A 17600-nucleotide genomic window follows, 5' to 3' on the forward strand; every position below is an offset into this window, starting at 1 on the left:
CTTTCGATTCACACGGTCGTTGCATGGCGTTTTCATAGGTCACGCATAGGTTGATGTCGCACGATGGTGGGGAAAGAAAGGAAACAAACGTGACTCACGCTCATCCTGCCCGCCCTTCGTCGCGGGCCCTCACCGTGTGCTCGATCATCTTGATCGTCATCAGCATTCCGGCACTAGCTCACGAGGTGCGTGGTGCGATTGACGGTGCCAGCAGCTCCACGGCGGCTCTCGCCGTGAGCGCCTCGTGCGTCAGCGCTCTCATCGGCCTCCTCTTCTTGGCCTGGGCGGCGCGATTCACTCCGTCGATCCTGTCATGGATTGCCGCGTTCACGTGGGGCACCGGCGGTGCGCTCTTGATCGCAGGCATCGGGAACGGCCTGATCGACGCCGCGGTGGAATCAACCAGCATGAGCGATTCTGCGGTTGATTTTGTGACCTCCGTTGTGACGGGGCCCGTCGTGGAGGAGACCGCGAAGGGCATCGGCGTGCTCATCCTGATCCTCGCCGCCCGTAAACTGTTGACCCATCCGTCTCAGGGTGCGGTCCTGGGTGTCCTTGTCGGCCTTGGTTTCGCCTGGGGTGAGGATATGGGCTACTACGTGAGTGCCCTCGAGGACGGTATGGGCGGACTCTGGGAATCCTTCCTGGCGCGCGCGATCCTGGGCGGCTACGGGCACGCGATCTTCACGGGCGTCTTCGGCTACGCTCTCGCGTGGGCTGCACTGCGCGCGAAGAATGTGTTTGCCGGCATCCTCGTTGCGGTCGGAGGGTTTATCGCGGCCCTCGTGCTGCACGGTCAGGCAAATGCCGTTGGCTTCCTGGCGCCCGAGGACTCGTGGAACCTCACCTACGGAGCTATCGAGGTGCCCGTCCTGCTTGTGAGCGTTGCGCTCCTCGTGTGGGGCCTGCGTCGTCACCGGGCTACCCTGGAGGCATGAGCGCACTCGACTGGCCTGTGGACGCGGACGGCTATCCCCACCGGGAGGCCGCCCGCGTCCTCCTGTTTGACGATGAGGGACGTGTCCTGTTGGCGAAGGGCCATGATGAGGATCAGCCGGAGCGATCCTGGTGGTTCACGATTGGGGGTGGCATCGAGGAAGGAGAGGATCCGCGCAGCGCAGCTGTCCGTGAGGTTTTCGAAGAAACTGGGATCGAGCTGGCCCCTGACGACTTGGTCGGCCCCGTCCTCTACCGGACCGCCGAGTTTGACTTCCTGGCGGTCACCGCACGCCAGGACGAGTGGTTTTTCCTCGCCCATACGCCGTCGACGGCGCTGAGCCGGGAGGGGTGGACCGATCTGGAGCGATCCGTCATCGACGCGCAGGCCTGGTGGGACATTGACGAGGCTGTGGCTCAGATTGACGCAGACATCTACCCCGCGCAGATTCTTGAGTACGCCCGTTCGTGGCGGCATGGTTGGAATGGGCGCATGATCCGCCTCACGGACACGCGCGAGCCCTGACGTCGGCGGCTAGGCGAGTCCGAGGGGAGCGATAGCCAGGGAGAGGTCCGGCGTGTTGAGCTGGATCGACACATGATCGCGAACGGCGGGCTTTGCGCAGAACGCGATACCGACGCCGGCCTCGTACATCATTGGGATGTCGTTCGCCCCGTCACCGATCGCAACCGTGCGCTCGAGGGGGAGGTTGAGCGCCGAGGCCCACGAACGCAGGCAGTCGACCTTCACCTGGGAGGTGACGATGCGGCCCAACACGCGGCCCGTCAGTACACCATCTACGACCTCAAGGTGGTTTGCCGCGTAGAAATCGATGCCGAGGGAGGCCGCCAGGGGAGCGACCACTTCCTCGAAGCCGCCCGACACGATGCCGAACTTGCCGCCGCAGCGGTGGACCGCTTCGATGAGCTCGCGTGCGCCCTTCGTGGGAGTGATGGAGGTCAGGACATCGCCGAACACGGATCCTGGGACACCCGCAAGGGTCGCGACTCGCTCGCGCAGCGATTGCGCGAAATCGAGCTCGCCGTTCATGGCGCGGGAGGTAATCTCGGCGACCTGCTCACGCGTGCCAGCGGCCTCGGCGAGCTCCTCGATGACCTCCTGGCAGATCAGCGTCGAGTCGACGTCTGTGACGACGAGGCCGGGTGCCCCGCTGGGAAATAGCAGCGGGGCACCCGGCTCATCGAGATGGAGCATCATACTCACTTGTGGACGACAGTGCCCTTGGGAACGACCGTGATGCCGGACTCGGTCACCGTAAAGCCGCGCTCGAGGTCGTGCTCGAGATCGACGCCGACGACGGCGCCCTCCTCGACGATGACGTTCTTATCCAGAATCGTCTTGACGACCCGTGAGGAACGACCGATGCGAGACCCGTGCATAACGACCGAATCCTCGATCTTCGCCCATGAATGAACGTAGGTGTGAGGGGAGACGATCGAGCGCACGATCTCGCCACCGGAAACAATGACGCCGGGGGAAACGAACGAGTCGATCGCATGACCCAGGCGATCCTCATCACCGTAGACGAACTTTGCGGGTGGCAGGGAACCGTCGATCATCGTCATCGTCGGCCAGTCGCGGTTGTACAGGTTGAACACCGGGTGCACCGAGATGAGGTCCATGTTCGCCTCGTAGTAGGCGTCCAGCGTACCAACGTCGCGCCAGTAATCGCGGTCGCGGTCGGTCGAACCCGGCACGTCGTTGTCCTGGAAGTCGTAAACGCCGCACTCGCCGCGCTCCACGAACCACGGGATGATGTTGCCTCCCATGTCGTGCTTGGAATCGGGGTTGGCCGCGTCCTCGCGCAGGGCGTTGACCAGATCCTTCGTGGTGAACACGTAGTTGCCCATCGAGGCAAGCACCTTGGTTGGGTCGTCGGGCAGGCCGACAGCGTGCTTCGGCTTCTCGAGGAAGTTCTTCACGACGCCGCCCTCGCCGTCGATGACGCCGAGCGCGGGAGCCAGCTCGATCGGCTGGCGGATGCCGGCTACCGTGGCGGGCAGGCCCGAATCGATGTGGTGCTGGACCATCTGCGAGAAGTCCATGCGGTAGATGTTGTCAGCGCCGATGATGACGATGTATTCCGGTGCCTCGTCATCAACGATGTTGAGGGACTGGTAGATAGCATCCGCGCTACCCAGGTACCAGTGCGGTCCGCGACGCTGCTGGGCCGGCACGGGGGCAATGAAGTTGCCGAGTAGGGGAGATGTGTACCAGGTCTTCGTGACGTGGCGGTCAAGGGAATGGGACTTGTACTGCGTCAAGACGACAATCTTGAGGTATCCGGAATTCACGATGTTCGACAGCGCGAAATCGATGAGACGGAAGTGACCACCGAACGGGACGGCCGGCTTTGCGCGGTCCTCCGTCAGGGGCATCAGTCGCTTACCCTCACCGCCCGCGAGAACGATTGCCAGGACGTGGTTCTTTGCCATGTGGCACCTCTTCGTTGGTCGAGTGGACTCGCATCGGCGCGAATCCGTGGGAGTGGTCACACTGTATTACAAATGTCTATCGATTGCTACATCGTCTCGTTTTCGATCAGCACTGACGTGAGATCGGATACGATGTGTGCTACGCGTCGCTACTGTCGGAAGGACCCCATTATGCGCGTCGATCTGCTTACCCGCGAATACCCGCCCCACGTCTACGGAGGCGCTGGTGTTCACGTCCTTGAACTGGCAAAGGTCCTGCGTGGGCTGGTCGATGACCTGCGGGTGCAGGCGTTTGACGGTCCGCGCGAGCCGGGCACCGACGGTGCTGACCCGGGAGTGACCGGGCATGCCGACCTGCCTCAGTTGGCCGGAGCGAATCCGGCCTTACGTACCCTGGGCGTTGACCTTGAGATCGCCGCTGCATGTGAGGGCTCGGACCTCGTGCACTCGCACACGTGGTACGCGAACTTCGCCGGTCATGTCGCTTCATTGCTGGGTGACATTCCCCACGTTATCTCCGCCCACTCGCTCGAGCCGCTGCGCCCCTGGAAGGCCGAGCAGCTCGGCGGCGGCTACCGCCTCTCCTCCTACGTGGAGAAGACCGCCTACGAGGCGGCCAGCGCGATCGTCGCCGTGTCGAACGGTATGCGCGACGACATCCTGCGCTGCTACCCGGGCATTGATCCCGACCGAGTGCACGTCATCCACAACGGCATCGACCTGAACAAGTGGCACGCGCCCGAAGGCGAAGCAGGAGAGGAACTGCGTGCCCGCGTGCTCGCCGAGCACGGTATTGACCCGTCGCGTCGCACCGTCGTCTTCGTCGGCCGTATCACCCGCCAGAAGGGCCTGCCGTACTTCCTGCGCGCCGCCCAGCTTCTCCCCGAGGACGTCCAGCTGGTCCTGTGCGCAGGTGCCCCCGATACCCCCGAAATTGCGGCCGAGGTTGAGGGCCTCGTCGCCGAGCTGCGTGCCCGACGCTCCGGCGTCGTCCTCATTTCCGAAATGCTTCCCCAGCCGGAGGTTGCTGCGATCCTTTCCTCGGCGCAGGTGTTCATTACGCCTTCCGTCTACGAACCCCTCGGTATTGTGAACCTGGAGGCGATGGCCCTGGGCCTGCCCGTCGTTGGTACCGCAACCGGCGGCATTCCCGATGTGATCGTCGACGGAGAGACGGGCTACCTCGTGCCGATCGAGCAGAAGCAGGACGGGACGGGAACGCCGCTGGATCCGCGTGCGTTCGAGGAAGCGATGGCCGACCGCCTGATTCGTGTTCTCGACGATCCCGAGCTGGGCCGCCGCATGGGCGAGGCCGGCCTGGCACGCGCGCGCGATCACTTCTCGTGGGAAGCGATCGGCGTTAAGACCGCCGAGCTGTATCGTTCGCTCGTTTAGGGCGCACGCCACCCTACAGACGACTAGGCTGGATACATGACTTACGTCCTGAATCTTTCGCACGTGTCCGTCCAACGAGGGGATACGCAGATCCTGTCCGATGTCTCATGGTCAACGCGTCCGCGTCAGCACTGGGTCATTGTTGGTCCAAACGGTGCGGGCAAGACCACGCTGGCGCGCGTCGCATCTGGTCGCGTTGCGCCGGACGCCGGTGAGGTGACTGTCTCGGACATGGATTTGGCGCAGGCTGATCCTGCCGAGGTAGCTACTCGCGTCGGACTGGCCTCCGCTGCGGTGGCTGCCAAGATCGTGCCGACGCAGTCGGTTCTCGACACTGTTCGCAGCGCCGCCTGGGGTTTGGCTGTGGCTCACGACGAGGAGTACGAACAGGTTGATGACGAGCGTGCTCGTGCGCTCATGGAGATCTTCGGCATTGATCACCTCGCTCAGCGTGAGTTTGCGACACTGTCGGAGGGGGAGGCGCAGCGCGTGCTCCTCGCCCGAGCGCTCATGACCGACCCGGAGGTCCTCGTCTTGGATGAGCCTACGTCTGGGCTCGATCTGGGCGCTCGTGAGTTGCTGATCGCCGCTCTTTCTGAGATCATGAAAGGTTCCAAGTCTCCTCAGATCATCTTGGTGACCCACCAGATCGAGGAGATTCCTGATGGCGTGACGCATTGCGCGATCATGTCACAGGGGCAGATTGCCCATCAGGGTCCGATTGAGGATGTTCTGACGGGCGTCAATCTGTCGCAGGTCTATGGCATGCCGCTGCTCGCCGGTCGCACCGATGGTCGCTGGTGGGCGCGCGGTGTGACCGAGTAAGAGAGGCAGGGCGATGAATACCTGGTGGCTGTGGATCCTTGCGGCACTCGTGTGCGGCACTATCGAGGTCATGAGCGTGAGCTTCGTGTTCTTGATGTTCGCGATTGGAGCTCTTGCCGCCGGTATCGCGGGAGCGTGTGGCGCGAGTCTGACGGTCCAGGTGATCGTCTTCATCGTCGTGTCCATCGCTCTCCTGGTTGTGCTCCGTCCGTTCCTGAAAGGACGGATTGAACGATCGAGCAATTATGTTCCCAGCAATACGGACCGCCTGATCGGCAAGAGTGGCTACGTCACCGAGGCAGTGGGTGTGCGTCACGGACGTATCCAGTTTTCTGGCGGTGAATGGAGCGCGCGGACCGAAGGACCGGAGTTGCCCGTTGGTGCCGAGGTACGCGTTGATCGTATCGATGGTGCAACTGCCGTTGTCAGCGCTCTTCACCTGGCGCAGCAGCCCCCCGCCCAGCCGTCTGCAGGTTCGGCCTCCTGATAGACCCGACTTGTTGACTTTGAAGTAAGAAAGGAAAGACGACAGTGAGCTCAGCAGAACTCTTTGGCGATGTCGCGTTCATCGTGATCCTTGCCCTCGTCATCTTTGTCGTTGTATCGCTTGTCCGCGCGGTCCGCATCGTTCCGCAGTCGCAGGCGTACGTCGTCGAGCGTCTGGGACGTTACCAGGCCGTGATGGAGGGTGGTTTCCACCTCCTCGTCCCCTTCGTGGATCGCGTCGCAGCCCGTATCGACCTGCGTGAGCAGGTTGCGAACTTCCCGCCGCAGCCTGTCATCACCGCCGACCAGGCGATGGTGTCGATCGACTCCGTGATCTACTTCCAGATCACGGATCCGCGCAGTGCTACCTACGAGGTGGCGAACTTCCTGCAGGCGATTGAGCAGCTGACCGCGACGACCCTGCGTAACCTGATTGGTTCGCTCGATCTCGAGCAGACGCAGACCTCGCGCGAGTCGATCAACAAGCAGCTGCGCGGTGTCCTCGATGAGGCCACGGGCCCGTGGGGCATTCGCGTCACCCGCGTGGAACTCAAGTCGATTGAGCCGCCGCCGCGAGTGCTGGCCGCCATGGAGCAGCAGATCACGGCTGAGCGCACCAAGCGTGCGACGATTCTGACGGCCGAGGCTGAGCGTGAGGCACAGATCAAGAAGGCTGAGGGCGCCAAGCAGGCCGCAGTGCTGGCGGCTTCTGCTCAGCAGGAAGCACAGGTGCTCCAGGCCAAGGGCCAGAGGGAAGCGCTGATCCTGCAGGCCGAAGGTGCACGTCAGGCGCAGATCCTGCGTGCGCAGGGCGAGTCCGAGGCCATCCAGACGGTCTTTGCGGCAATTAACGCCGGCAAGGCCACGCCCGAGCTCCTGTCCTACAAGTACCTTGAAATGCTGCCGAAGATCGCTGACGGTCAGGCGTCCAAGCTGTGGATGCTTCCTTCCGATCTCACCGGCGCACTGGAATCCATCTCGAAGGGTTTCAACCTGGGCAAGTAGACTGAAGCCATGCCGGGCCGACCGCAGTCCCTGCGGTCGGCCCGTTCATTTTCTCGACGGGAGGACATCGGTGGATTCGCATCAGGAATATGTGCTGCGTGAGGTGGCGCAGAAGAATATTCGTTTTATTCGTTTGTGGTTCACGGATGTTGCGGGCGTCTTGAAGTCAATTTCGATCGACCCGGGCGAGCTTGAAGAAGCGTTCGCCGAGGGCATTGGTTTCGACGGCTCGGCGGTCGAGGGCTTGACGCGCGTCTACGAGTCGGACATGCTCCTGAAGCCGGATGCCTCGACGTTCCAGTTGCTCCCGTGGCGTTCGAATGATGACCCGGTGGCGCGCATGTTCTGCGACGTGCTCATGCCTGACGGGCGGCCTGCGCCTTCCGATCCGCGCGGCGTACTTGAGCGCACCGTCCAGCGGGCCGCGGATGCGGGTTTCCGCGTCATGATCCACCCTGAGATCGAGTTTTATCTCCTGCGTCAGCCGGTCACCCCCGACCGCATGATTCCGGTCGACCAGGCCGGCTACTTTGACCACGTCGCACGCGGGGATTCGAATGACTTCCGTCGTCGTGCGGTTCGTATGTTGGAGGACATGGCGATCCCTGTCGAGTTCTCCCACCACGAGGGCGGGCCCGGGCAAAACGAGATCGACCTGCGTGCGGTGGATCCCGTACGCGCTGCGGACAACATCATGACTGCACGTACCCTGATCGAAGAGGTCGCGCTGCGTGAGGAGCTCGTCGCCACGTTTATGCCCAAGCCGTTCATCGAGCATCCGGGCTCGGGCATGCACACGCACCTGTCGCTGTTCGAGGGCGAAGAAAATGCGTTCTTCTCCCCGGCGGGTCAGTACCGTCTGTCGACGACGGGGCGCCAGTTCATCGCGGGCCTGCTCGCGCACGCGGAGGAGATCGCGGCGATCACGAACCAGCACGTGAACTCCTACAAGCGTCTGTGGGGCGGGGGAGAAGCTCCTTCCTACGTGTGCTGGGGTCACTTGAATCGTTCTGCGCTCGTGCGCGTCCCGCTGTACAAGCCGAAGAAGGCCGCTGCCGCGCGCATCGAGTACCGTGCTCCCGACCCGAGCGCGAATCCCTACCTCGCCTTCGCGGTCCTTATTGCGGCGGGCCTGGAAGGCATCGAGAAGAAGATGGAGCTCATGCCCGAGGCCGAGGATAACGTGTGGGACCTGTCGGATCGTGAACGCCAGGTGATGGGTATTCGCGCGCTTCCGGCATCCCTGGCTGATGCCGTGCGCTCCATGAAGAGCTCCGATCTGGTGGCTTCTACCCTCGGTGAGCAGGTTTTCGACTACGTTATTCGTAACAAGCGCAAGGAATGGACGGAATATCGTCAGCAGATCACTCGCCAGGAGCTTGAGCAATTCCTGAAGGTCGTTCCGCGGTGACGCCGGACGAGCTTCGGATTGCCGGGTTCCTGGACCCGCGCCGCGCGCTCAGCTTTTTCGAGGAGCTGCCGGGCGGTGCCGAGGCGTGGGAGCGTGACCTGGGCGCGAGCGCCGATCCCGACCAGGCGCTCCTGGCCGCGATCCGTCTGCACGAAGCAGACCCCGGCCTCGTGCGCGGGCTCGTGGACAAGCCCGACGCCCGGCGTCGCGTGTGTGCCGTGCTGGGCGGCAGTCAGTGGCTGGGCGACTACGTGATCGCCGATCCCGCGCGTGCGGTGTCTATCTGGGAGGACCCCGGCCAGAGCAGGCAGGTGCTCCTGGCTTCCGTGGGCGCAACTCGGGCTGAGGGGGGAGCCTATGTAGCCGCAGAGGGGGCGAGCGCGGACGACTTGCGCGCAGCCTACCGACGCGTTCTCCTGTCTGTGGCCGCCGACGATCTGACAAGTGAGGATCCCGAGGCTCTCATGCCCGAGGTTGGGCGACGCATTGCGGACCTCGTGGATGCGACGCTCGAGGCTGGTCTCGCACTCGCCCGTCGCGACATCGATCCACAGGGGCAGACCCCGTTTGCGATCATCGCGATGGGTAAGACGGGGGCACGCGAGCTCAACTACATCTCCGACGTCGACGTCGTCTACGTCGCGCAAGCCGGGGTGGATCAGGACGAGCGTGTGGCCCTCGAAGTCGCGACGCGACTTGCGGCGGCAACGGCTTCCGCGTGCTCGGGGCCGGGCACGCAGGCGCCACTGTGGACCGTGGACGCGAACCTGCGCCCGGAGGGACGCAACGGGGCCCTCGTTCGCACGGTTGAGTCCTACCGCCAATACTGGGACAAATGGGCACAGACGTGGGAGTTTCAGGCGCTGCTGAAGGCCCGTGCCTGCGCCGGAGACGAGACTGTTGGGCGCGCCTTCGAGGATGCCGCGCAGCCCTACGTGTGGAGCGCCGCCACTCGTGAAGGGTTCGTCGAGGCTGCGCGTGCGATGCGTCGAAGAGTCGAGGACAACATCTCGCGTTTGCATGCGTCGCGTGAACTTAAGCTCGGACGTGGCGGCCTGCGCGACGTCGAGTTCACGGTCCAGCTGCTCCAACTTGTCCACGGCCGCACGGATGCTTTCTTGCGCGTGCGCTCGACGCTGGAGGCGATTGAAGCGCTGCGAGACGGCGGCTATATCGCTCGCAGTGATGCTGATCAGCTCGCATCCTGCTATCGCTTCCTGCGTGCCGTCGAGCACCGTACGCAGCTGCCTCGTATGCGCCGCACCCACCTGATCCCGGACAAGGATCGGGAACTGCGTGTCCTCGGGCGCGCGATGGATCGCTCGCGCTTCCCCGACGCGGGCTCGATCAGTGCCGCGATCGATGAGGTACGTGCACGGGTGCGGGCCCTCCATGAGGATGTGTTCTACCGACCGATCATCGCCGCAACGGCTTCGCTGAGCGAGGACGAGGTGTCACTGCACGCGGATGGTGCGCGTGACCGTCTCGCTGCGATCGGCTACCGTGATCCGGCGGGTGCCCTCACACATATCGCTGCTCTCACGCAGGGGACGAGCAGACGCGCTGCAATTCAGCGCCACCTGCTCCCGGTGTTTATCTCGTGGCTTGCGGCGGGGGCCGACCCCGACATGGGTCTGCTGAATTTCCGGATCCTGTCCGAGGACATCGGCGATTCGCACTGGTACCTCGCGCTCCTGCGTGACTCCGGCGTTGCTGCTCGCAGGCTCACGACCATGCTCCCGAACTCCAGGTGGATCGCCGAGGCGCTCGCCAAGCGTCCCGAGGCCGTCGCCTGGCTCGATGACGATGACGAGCTGGCACCGCGCGAGCCGCATCGGCTGGCTCGGGAAGTGGCGGCGCTCATTGACCGCCATGAGGATGCGTCCGAGGCAGCTGCCCGAGTCCGTGCTGTGCGCACGCGTGAGCTGACCCGTTGCGCGATGACCGACCTCCTGGATGGCGTCAATCCTCGTGGAAACGCGATCGCCGACGCCACGGATGCTGCAATCCTGGGAGCCCTCGCCATCGCCCAGCGGGAGGAAATCGAGCGCTGGGGCGGGCAGCGGGCGAACGTTGTCTTTGTCGCGATGGGACGCTACGGGGGCCGCGAGTGCTCCTATGCATCCGATGCGGATGTGATCGCCGTGCATGAGGCGGTCGGCGGTGCCTCTGATGCCGAGGCTGCGGCCAGCGCGACGGCCATCGTGAACCGTGTGAAGAGCCTTCTTGGTTCGGCCACCAGCCAGCTGGGTATCGTCGTCGATCTTGACCTGCGCCCCGAGGGCAAGAACGGCCCGATGAGTCGCACGATCGAGTCGCATCGCGAGTACGCGCAGCGCTGGGCTTCCACGTGGGAGCGGCAAGCGGCGGTGCGCGCGCGTCCGATTGGGGAGGGGGAGCTCGCCGATCAGGCGCGGGAGCTCTTCGCGGAGCTCGCCTACGGAGGAGTGAGTGAGTCGGACGTGCGCGACATCCGACTGCTGAAAGCCCGCATGGAGAACGAGCGCCTGCCCCGCGGCACCGAGCCTGCGCGCCATGTCAAGCTGGGCCCCGGTGGCCTCTCTGACGTCGAGTGGACCATTCAGCTCATTCAGATGCGCACCGGTATGCGCAACCGCGCGCTGCGTACGCCGTCGACGACGCAGGCGATTCTGGCTGCTCGGGATCACGATCTGATGAGTGCCCAGGACGCGCAGATTCTCCTCGAAGCCTGGGATATGGCGACCCGTATCCGCGCTGCGAATACGCTGGCGACAGGCCGTATGAGCGGTGTGAAGCTCGACGTTTTACCCCGTGATAGTGCGGAGCTGCGTGCTCTTGCGGCGATCCTCGGGTACGGTAGCGGCGGGCTGAATGCCCTCGAAGAAGACTGGCTGCGCGCCGGACGCAAGGCGCGCGCCGTGATGGAACGACTTTTCTGGGAGCAGCAGTGAAGATTGTGCTGGTACGGCACGGACAGACACCCGCGAATCGCCTCGGCGCGCTTGACACCGTGCGCCCCGGCCTCGGGCTGACCCCCGAAGGGCTCCTGCAGGCCCAGCGCCTCGCGGACCGGTGGGAGTCCGAGGTTGCGCCTCCTCCCACCGTCATTGCGCTGTCTGGCCTGTACCGCACGCGCCTGACTGCGGCACCGCTGGCGAGCAGGTACGACCTGACCCCGCAGGTGCACCCCGGCATCCGTGAGCTGCGTTCCGGTGACCTTGAAATGGCTGCAGACCCGGCTTCCCAGTCTCTCTACGTGCGCACAACCCTGTCGTGGTGTGCGGGTGAGCTGGATAACCGCATGCCGGGCGGCGAAAACGGGCGCGAGGCACTGGCGCGCTCGCTCGAGACCGTACGTCGCGTGGGCCTGGAAGCGCGTGAGCAGGCGGGGGACGAGGCCGTCGCGGTCTTCGTCATCCACGGTGCGCTCACGCGCCTGCTGGCCACGTGGCTGTCCCAAGAGATCGACGAGGAACTCGTCTCCCAGCACTTCATGTCGAACACGGGTACCTCCACCTTCGAGTGGGTGCCCGACTTTACTCCGGCGTCTGCAGATGAACTCGCGAAGCGGCTCCACGCCCTGACCTGGAACGACCGTCCTCTCGATCAGTGGTCGTGAGGCGCCTCCTGATCGTGCGCGACGAAGGCTGACACCTCGAAAGGGAACGAGCGGTATCTGAAGTAGTTCTCCAGGTAGGACAGATGCTCCTCGCACGCCAGCCACGTCTTCGTCCGGGCGCGGTGGATCGCCGGATTGCGCCAGTCGATCCGATAGATAGCAGCGTTCGTGCATTCGCGTGCCGAGCAGATGCCCGAGGCGCTTTCGAGACCCAGTGCCATGGTGTCCTCCCCGTGCGGTTACGCTTGGAAGTATGCCAACCCTCGTTCTCGTTCGCCACGCGCAGGCCGCATACTCCTACCCCGATCACGTCCGACCCCTCACGCAAGCAGGCCTCGACCAGGCGGTGCGCCTCGGCGGTGCCCTGAGCCGTGAGGTCGGCGTGTTCGACGTTGCGGTGTGCTCGGATGCCACACGTGCTCAGCAGACCTTTGAACAGATCCGCCAGCGTGTCCAGATCCGTGACAGCTGGTTCGACCGCGGTGTCTACAACGCCGACGACGAAGATATCCTGACCTTGGCGCGCACTTTCGAGGGCGACAGAGCACTCATCGTCGGTCACGAGCCCACCATCTCCGGTGCCGGATACGTGCTGGCCCGCGAGGACGATCGGGGAGAGGTCGCTCGAGGTGTGCCCACTGCGACCGCGGTCATCCTTACGTTCGACGGCACCTGGGAGGATCTGGCCCCCACCAGCTGCACCCTGCGCGTCCTGTTCACCCCGCCCACCCGATAGGTCCCGGAGAAGCACAAGCGGCCCCGGCCTCGTCCATTGTTCCTGTGACTGTGTTTACGTTTGTCCACGTGGGGCCCGCCCGGATGCGGATGGGGGCCGCAGACGCGTTAGAATATGGCGGTATCTATCCACCCAACAGGGAGAAGTGATGTCGGGACACTCTAAGTGGGCGACCACCAAGCACAAGAAGGCCGCCATTGACGCCAAGCGCGGCAAGCTCTTCGCGCGCCTCATCAAGAACATTGAGGTTGCAGCTCGCACGGGCGGCGGCGACCCCGCTGGCAACCCGACCCTGTACGACGCCATCCAGAAGGCGAAGAAGAACTCCGTCCCCGCCGACAACATCGACCGCGCCGTCAAGCGCGGCTCCGGTGCCGAGGCCGGCGGCGCGAACTACGAGACGATCATGTACGAGGGCTACGGCCCGGGCGGCGTCGCCTTCCTGGTGGAGTGTCTGACGGATAACCGTAATCGTGCGGCTTCCGACGTGCGCCTGGGCTTCACCCGTCACGGTGGCTCGCTGGCCGACCCGGGTTCGGTGTCCTACCTATTCTCGCGTCGCGGCATCGTCGAGGTGCCCGCCGCCGACGGTGTGGATGAGGAATCCATCATGATGGCCGTCCTGGACGCGGGCGCCGAAGAGGTCGAGGACGCCGGCGAGCTCTTCGTCGTCGAGTCCGACCCCAAGGACGTTGTCGCCGTGCGTACCGCTCTGCAGGACGCCGGCATCGACTATGACTCCGCCGAAGTCCAGTTCGTCGCCTCCACCGAGGTCGAGCTTGATCTCGAGGGCGCCCTCAAGGTTAACAAGCTCATCGACGTCCTCGAGGACTCCGACGACGTGCAGAACATCTACACGAACATGTCCCTGTCGGACGAGGTTCGTGCCCAGCTGGAAGAGCAGGAGTGAACATGAGCGATTCGACCGCTAAGCGCGAGGTCGGCACCCCTCAGGTCAAGCGCGGTATGGCCCAGATGCTCAAGGGTGGCGTCATCATGGACGTCGTCACCCCCGAGCAGGCGAAGATCGCCGAGGATGCGGGTGCCGTGGCCGTCATGGCTCTCGAGCGCGTCCCTGCCGACATCCGCGCCCAGGGTGGCGTGGCCCGCATGTCTGACCCGGACCTGATCGAAGGCATTATCGAGGCCGTGTCGATCCCGGTGATGGCCAAGGCCCGCATCGGTCACTTCGTCGAGGCGCAGGTCCTGCAGTCCCTCGGCGTCGACTACATCGACGAGTCCGAGGTCCTGACCCCCGCCGACTACAGCCACCACATCGACAAGTGGAACTTCACCGTCCCCTTCGTGTGCGGTGCGACCAACCTCGGTGAGGCGCTGCGCCGCATCAACGAGGGCGCGGCTATGATCCGCTCCAAGGGCGAGGCCGGCACCGGCGACGTCTCCAACGCGACCACGCACATGCGTAAGATCCGCGATGAGATCCGCCACCTGACCTCCCTGCCCGAGGACGAGCTCTACGTCGCGGCCAAGGAACTGCAGGCCCCCTACGAGCTTGTCGCCGAGGTCGCGCGCGAGGGTCGCCTCCCCGTCGTGCTGTTCACGGCCGGTGGTATCGCCACCCCCGCCGATGCTGCCATGATGATGCAGCTGGGTGCCGAGGGCGTGTTCGTTGGGTCGGGCATCTTCAAGTCCGGTGACCCCGCCAAGCGCGCGGCCGCCATCGTTAAGGCCACGACTTTCTACGATGATCCGTCCGTCATCGCCGAGGTCTCGCGTGGCCTGGGCGAGGCCATGGTCGGTATTAACGTCGACGACCTGCCCGTTGATCATCGCCTCGCGGAGCGCGGATGGTGACCATCGGCGTTCTCGCCCTTCAGGGCGACGTCGCAGAGCATGTGCGGGCGCTGGAAAACTCCGGCGCCCGCGCGCTGCTTGTGCGAAGGGTTTGCGAACTGGAGCAGGTTGACGGCCTTGTCATTCCGGGCGGTGAGTCGACGACCATGTCGAATCTCCTCCTGTCTTTCGGGCTGCTTGACACGTTGAATGAACGCATTGCGTCCGGCATGCCCGTGTATGGGACGTGCGCGGGCATGATCATGCTCGCCTCGTCGATTCTGGACGGTCGAGCGGACCAGCGTTCTTTCGGTGCGCTTGACATGGTTGTGCGCCGCAATGCCTTCGGTCGCCAGGTCGACTCCTACGAGGAAGACCTGGATGTCGTGGGTCTTGAGGGTGGTCCGTTCCATGCCGTGTTCATCCGCGCTCCGTGGGTCGAGTCGGTGGGCGAGGGCGTCGAGGTGATCGCGCGCGCCGGTAACCGTGCTGATGGCCCGATCGTCGCCGTACGCCGCGGCAACGTGATGGCGACGTCTTTCCATCCCGAGGTGGGTGGGGACGACCGTATTCACGCGATGTTCGTCGATATGGTGAAGCGCGCCTGATGCGTGTCATGGGCATCGACCCGGGCCTGACGCGCTGCGGCCTCGGCGTCGTCGACGTCGATGCGTCGCGGCGCGCCTCGCTCGTGTACGTTGGGGTTGCCCGTACCGATAAGGACTTGGCGACGCACTTTCGCCTCCGTACCATCGCGGACGCGATCGATAGCGTCATCGAACGCTACGAACCTGAGGTCGTTGCTATTGAGCGTGTCTTTGCGCAGGATAACCTGCAGTCGGTAACGACCACGATGCAGGTCATGGGGTCGGCGATGACCTGCGTCGGTCGCGCCGGACTGCCGATGGCCGTTCACACGCCCTCCGAGGTGAAGTCTGCTGTTTCGGGAAATGGCAACGCGGATAAAGCGCAGGTGCAGGCGATGGTCGCGCGCATCCTCGGCCTCGCGAAAGCTCCCAAACCTGCCGACGCTGCCGATGCGCTGGCCATCGCGATCACGCACGCGTGGCGGGGGACAGGGCTCCTCGGTGCTCCCGAGGACTCTTCGGTGGCCGTCTCGATCTCGGGTCGCCTGACTGCTCGCGGATCGATGACGCCCGCTCAACGGGCGTGGGCCGAGGCCCAGGCCGCGCAACGCCGAACGGGTGCCGTCGATCCGAGGCGTAGGCGCGGCTAGAATCGTACATATGTTCGCCCGTGTGTGGGCGATCCATGAACGAAAGGAACGCAGTGATCTCCATTCTGCGCGGCACTGTCGCGAGCGTCGGCCTCGACCACATCGATATCCTCGTCGGAGGCATTGGTTTCCGCGTGCATGTGACGCCGGCTTTCGCGCAGGGTGCTTCCCGCGACGCGGAGATGACGGTGTTTACGTCCATGATCGTGCGCGAGGACTCAATGACCCTGTACGGCTTCGAGTCCGCGGATGAGCGCGACGTGTTCACGAAGCTCCTGTCGGTCTCGGGTATCGGCCCGAAGATCGCGCTGGCAGCCCTGGCGGTCTTGCGTCCCGATGACCTGCGTCGCGCCGTGCGTGAACAGGATCTGGCGGCTCTCCAGCGTATTCCCGGTGTGGGCAAGAAATCGGCTCAGCGCATGGCGCTCGAGATCGGCGATAAGCTTGGAACCCCTGCGGCCCTGCCGGGCGGAGAAACCGCCGCTACTCCCGCGCCCACTGAGGATGCGGTGGCCTCCGAGGTGAGCGCCGCCCTGGTTGGTCTCGGATGGTCCGAGGCTCAGGCCGCCAAGGCGATCGAGAAGCTGGCGGGCAGTGGCCTCGGTGCTTCGGACATGCTGCGCGCCGCTCTCGTGAGCTTGGGAGGTGGACGTGGCTGATCAGATGGATTCGGGTTTCGACGTCGATGCGATGCGCATCGTCGCTCCCGACGCGGGGGAGCTGGAACGTGCGGCCGAGGCCGCGCTGCGCCCCAAGAAGCTCTCGGAGTTCGTGGGGCAGCGGGTCGTGCGAGGACAGCTCCAGCTGGTTCTCGATGCCGCGCGTATGCGTTCAGCCAGCCCCGACCATGTCCTGCTCGCGGGCCCTCCGGGGCTGGGCAAAACGACGCTCGCCATGATCATCGCCGCCGAAATGGGAACCTCCCTGCGCCTGACCTCCGGACCGGCGATCCAGCATGCGGGCGACTTGGCGGCGATCCTGTCTGGCCTCCAAGAAGGCGACATCCTGTTCATCGATGAGATCCACCGTCTCGCGCGCACAGCTGAGGAAATGCTCTACCTCGCGATGGAAGACTTCCGCGTCGATGTCGTCGTGGGCAAGGGCCCCGGCGCGACTTCGATCCCGCTGACGCTCCCGCCTTTCACGGTCGTCGGGGCGACAACGCGTTCCGGGCTCCTGCCCGCTCCGCTGCGCGACCGCTTTGGCTTCACTGCCCACCTTGAGTTCTACGAGACCGATGAGCTTCAGTCCGTCGTCACCCGTTCGGCCTCGCTGCTCGGATCGCCCATCGACGCGCAGGCCGCCCACGAGATCGCGTCGCGTTCGCGCGGTACGCCCCGTATCGCGAACCGTCTCCTGCGTCGCGTTGTTGATTACGCCCAGGTGCACGGTGACGGGCAGCTGACCCTCGAGGCCGCGCGCGGCGCGCTCGAGCTCTTCGAGGTTGATCCCTCAGGTCTCGATCGCCTAGACCGAGCCGTCCTTGACGCCATCTGCCGCCGTTTTGCAGGAGGTCCTGTCGGTCTCACGACCCTGTCCGTGACGATCGGCGAGGAAGCAGAAACGGTCGAAACGGTCGCAGAACCCTACCTCGTGCGCGAAGGATTCCTCGTCCGTACCAACCGCGGACGCATGGCAACCCCCAAGGCATGGGCACACCTCGGGCTTCAGCCGCCCGCGCCGGACGGGGCGCTCTTCGACTAGGGGAGTGGGCCTC

The 17600-nt window shown here is 64.5% G+C and carries 19 protein-coding genes; 16 read left to right on the top strand and 3 right to left on the bottom strand.

Annotated elements, in window-relative coordinates; all coding sequences use genetic code 11:
- Positions 1-89: 89 nt before the first annotated feature.
- Positions 90-938: a PrsW family intramembrane metalloprotease gene (locus O3684_RS02820; RefSeq protein ID WP_500064966.1), complete on the top strand. Its 849-nt coding sequence runs from the start codon at positions 90-92 to the stop codon at positions 936-938.
- The gene (locus O3684_RS02825) at positions 935-1462 is read left to right on the top strand and encodes an NUDIX hydrolase (RefSeq protein ID WP_500064968.1); all 528 of its coding nucleotides are present in this window, start codon (positions 935-937) and stop codon (positions 1460-1462) included. The genes O3684_RS02820 and O3684_RS02825 overlap by 4 nt, the downstream gene beginning before the upstream one ends.
- Before the next feature lie 9 nt (positions 1463-1471).
- Here the strand turns inward: O3684_RS02825 and serB are convergent, their stop codons facing one another.
- Positions 1472-2155 (bottom strand): phosphoserine phosphatase SerB, encoded by a 684-nt coding sequence (gene serB / locus O3684_RS02830; RefSeq protein ID WP_500064970.1) that lies wholly within the window; start codon positions 2153-2155, stop codon positions 1472-1474.
- A gap of 2 nt (positions 2156-2157) precedes the next feature.
- Positions 2158-3453, bottom strand: a complete 1296-nt coding sequence (locus O3684_RS02835) for a glucose-1-phosphate adenylyltransferase (RefSeq protein WP_500064972.1) — start codon at positions 3451-3453, stop codon at positions 2158-2160.
- Positions 3454-3564: 111 nt separating this feature from the next.
- Here O3684_RS02835 and glgA point away from each other — a divergent pair, with 111 nt between their 5' ends.
- The 7 genes from glgA to O3684_RS02870 all read left to right on the top strand — a co-directional run bounded on the left by glgA (position 3565) and on the right by O3684_RS02870 (position 12116).
- Complete coding sequence (gene glgA, locus O3684_RS02840; RefSeq protein ID WP_500064974.1) at positions 3565-4788, top strand: glycogen synthase; 1224 nt, start codon at positions 3565-3567, stop codon at positions 4786-4788.
- Positions 4789-4824: 36 nt separating this feature from the next.
- Positions 4825-5613: an ABC transporter ATP-binding protein gene (locus tag O3684_RS02845; protein ID WP_500064975.1), complete on the top strand. Its 789-nt coding sequence runs from the start codon at positions 4825-4827 to the stop codon at positions 5611-5613.
- A gap of 13 nt (positions 5614-5626) precedes the next feature.
- Positions 5627-6100, top strand: coding sequence for an NfeD family protein (locus tag O3684_RS02850; RefSeq protein WP_500064977.1), 474 nt, complete (start codon positions 5627-5629; stop codon positions 6098-6100).
- 44 nt (positions 6101-6144) lie between these two features.
- On the top strand, positions 6145-7104 hold the full coding sequence (locus tag O3684_RS02855) for an SPFH domain-containing protein (protein ID WP_500062734.1): 960 nt from the start codon (positions 6145-6147) through the stop codon (positions 7102-7104).
- A 70-nt stretch (positions 7105-7174) separates the two neighbouring features.
- Positions 7175-8515 (top strand): glutamine synthetase beta-grasp domain-containing protein, encoded by a 1341-nt coding sequence (locus tag O3684_RS02860; RefSeq protein WP_285098020.1) that lies wholly within the window; start codon positions 7175-7177, stop codon positions 8513-8515.
- Positions 8512-11448, top strand: a complete 2937-nt coding sequence (locus O3684_RS02865; protein ID WP_500064978.1) for a bifunctional [glutamine synthetase] adenylyltransferase/[glutamine synthetase]-adenylyl-L-tyrosine phosphorylase — start codon at positions 8512-8514, stop codon at positions 11446-11448. The genes O3684_RS02860 and O3684_RS02865 overlap by 4 nt, the downstream gene beginning before the upstream one ends.
- Positions 11445-12116: a histidine phosphatase family protein gene (locus tag O3684_RS02870; protein WP_500064980.1), complete on the top strand. Its 672-nt coding sequence runs from the start codon at positions 11445-11447 to the stop codon at positions 12114-12116. Before O3684_RS02865 ends, O3684_RS02870 begins: the two co-directional genes overlap by 4 nt.
- Here the strand turns inward: O3684_RS02870 and O3684_RS02875 are convergent.
- Positions 12104-12337 (bottom strand): hypothetical protein, encoded by a 234-nt coding sequence (locus O3684_RS02875; protein WP_500064982.1) that lies wholly within the window; start codon positions 12335-12337, stop codon positions 12104-12106. The genes O3684_RS02870 and O3684_RS02875 overlap by 13 nt on opposite strands.
- Positions 12338-12369: 32 nt before the next feature.
- On the opposite strand from O3684_RS02875, the gene O3684_RS02880 reads away from it, so the two are divergent.
- From O3684_RS02880 to ruvB, 7 genes are all read left to right on the top strand, one after another.
- Positions 12370-12852: a SixA phosphatase family protein gene (locus tag O3684_RS02880; protein WP_500064984.1), complete on the top strand. Its 483-nt coding sequence runs from the start codon at positions 12370-12372 to the stop codon at positions 12850-12852.
- 148 nt (positions 12853-13000) lie between these two features.
- Positions 13001-13762 (top strand): YebC/PmpR family DNA-binding transcriptional regulator, encoded by a 762-nt coding sequence (locus O3684_RS02885; protein WP_500064985.1) that lies wholly within the window; start codon positions 13001-13003, stop codon positions 13760-13762.
- Between the two features lie 2 nt (positions 13763-13764).
- A complete protein-coding gene (gene pdxS / locus O3684_RS02890; RefSeq protein ID WP_009647715.1) occupies positions 13765-14667 on the top strand; it encodes a pyridoxal 5'-phosphate synthase lyase subunit PdxS in 903 nt (300 codons plus the stop codon).
- Positions 14661-15254, top strand: a complete 594-nt coding sequence (gene pdxT / locus O3684_RS02895) for a pyridoxal 5'-phosphate synthase glutaminase subunit PdxT (RefSeq protein ID WP_500064987.1) — start codon at positions 14661-14663, stop codon at positions 15252-15254. The genes pdxS and pdxT overlap by 7 nt, the downstream gene beginning before the upstream one ends.
- Entirely contained in the window at positions 15254-15883 is a 630-nt protein-coding gene (ruvC, locus tag O3684_RS02900) for a crossover junction endodeoxyribonuclease RuvC (RefSeq protein WP_500062380.1), read from the top strand. Before pdxT ends, ruvC begins: the two co-directional genes overlap by 1 nt.
- Positions 15884-15936: 53 nt before the next feature.
- Positions 15937-16542: a Holliday junction branch migration protein RuvA gene (gene ruvA / locus O3684_RS02905; RefSeq protein ID WP_500064989.1), complete on the top strand. Its 606-nt coding sequence runs from the start codon at positions 15937-15939 to the stop codon at positions 16540-16542.
- Positions 16543-16546: 4 nt separating this feature from the next.
- Positions 16547-17587, top strand: a complete 1041-nt coding sequence (ruvB, locus tag O3684_RS02910) for a Holliday junction branch migration DNA helicase RuvB (protein WP_500065162.1) — start codon at positions 16547-16549, stop codon at positions 17585-17587.
- Positions 17588-17600 lie beyond the last annotated feature (13 nt).

It is taken from the genome of Pauljensenia sp. 20925_1_27, from assembly GCF_041432835.1.
Classification (GTDB): domain Bacteria; phylum Actinomycetota; class Actinomycetes; order Actinomycetales; family Actinomycetaceae; genus Pauljensenia.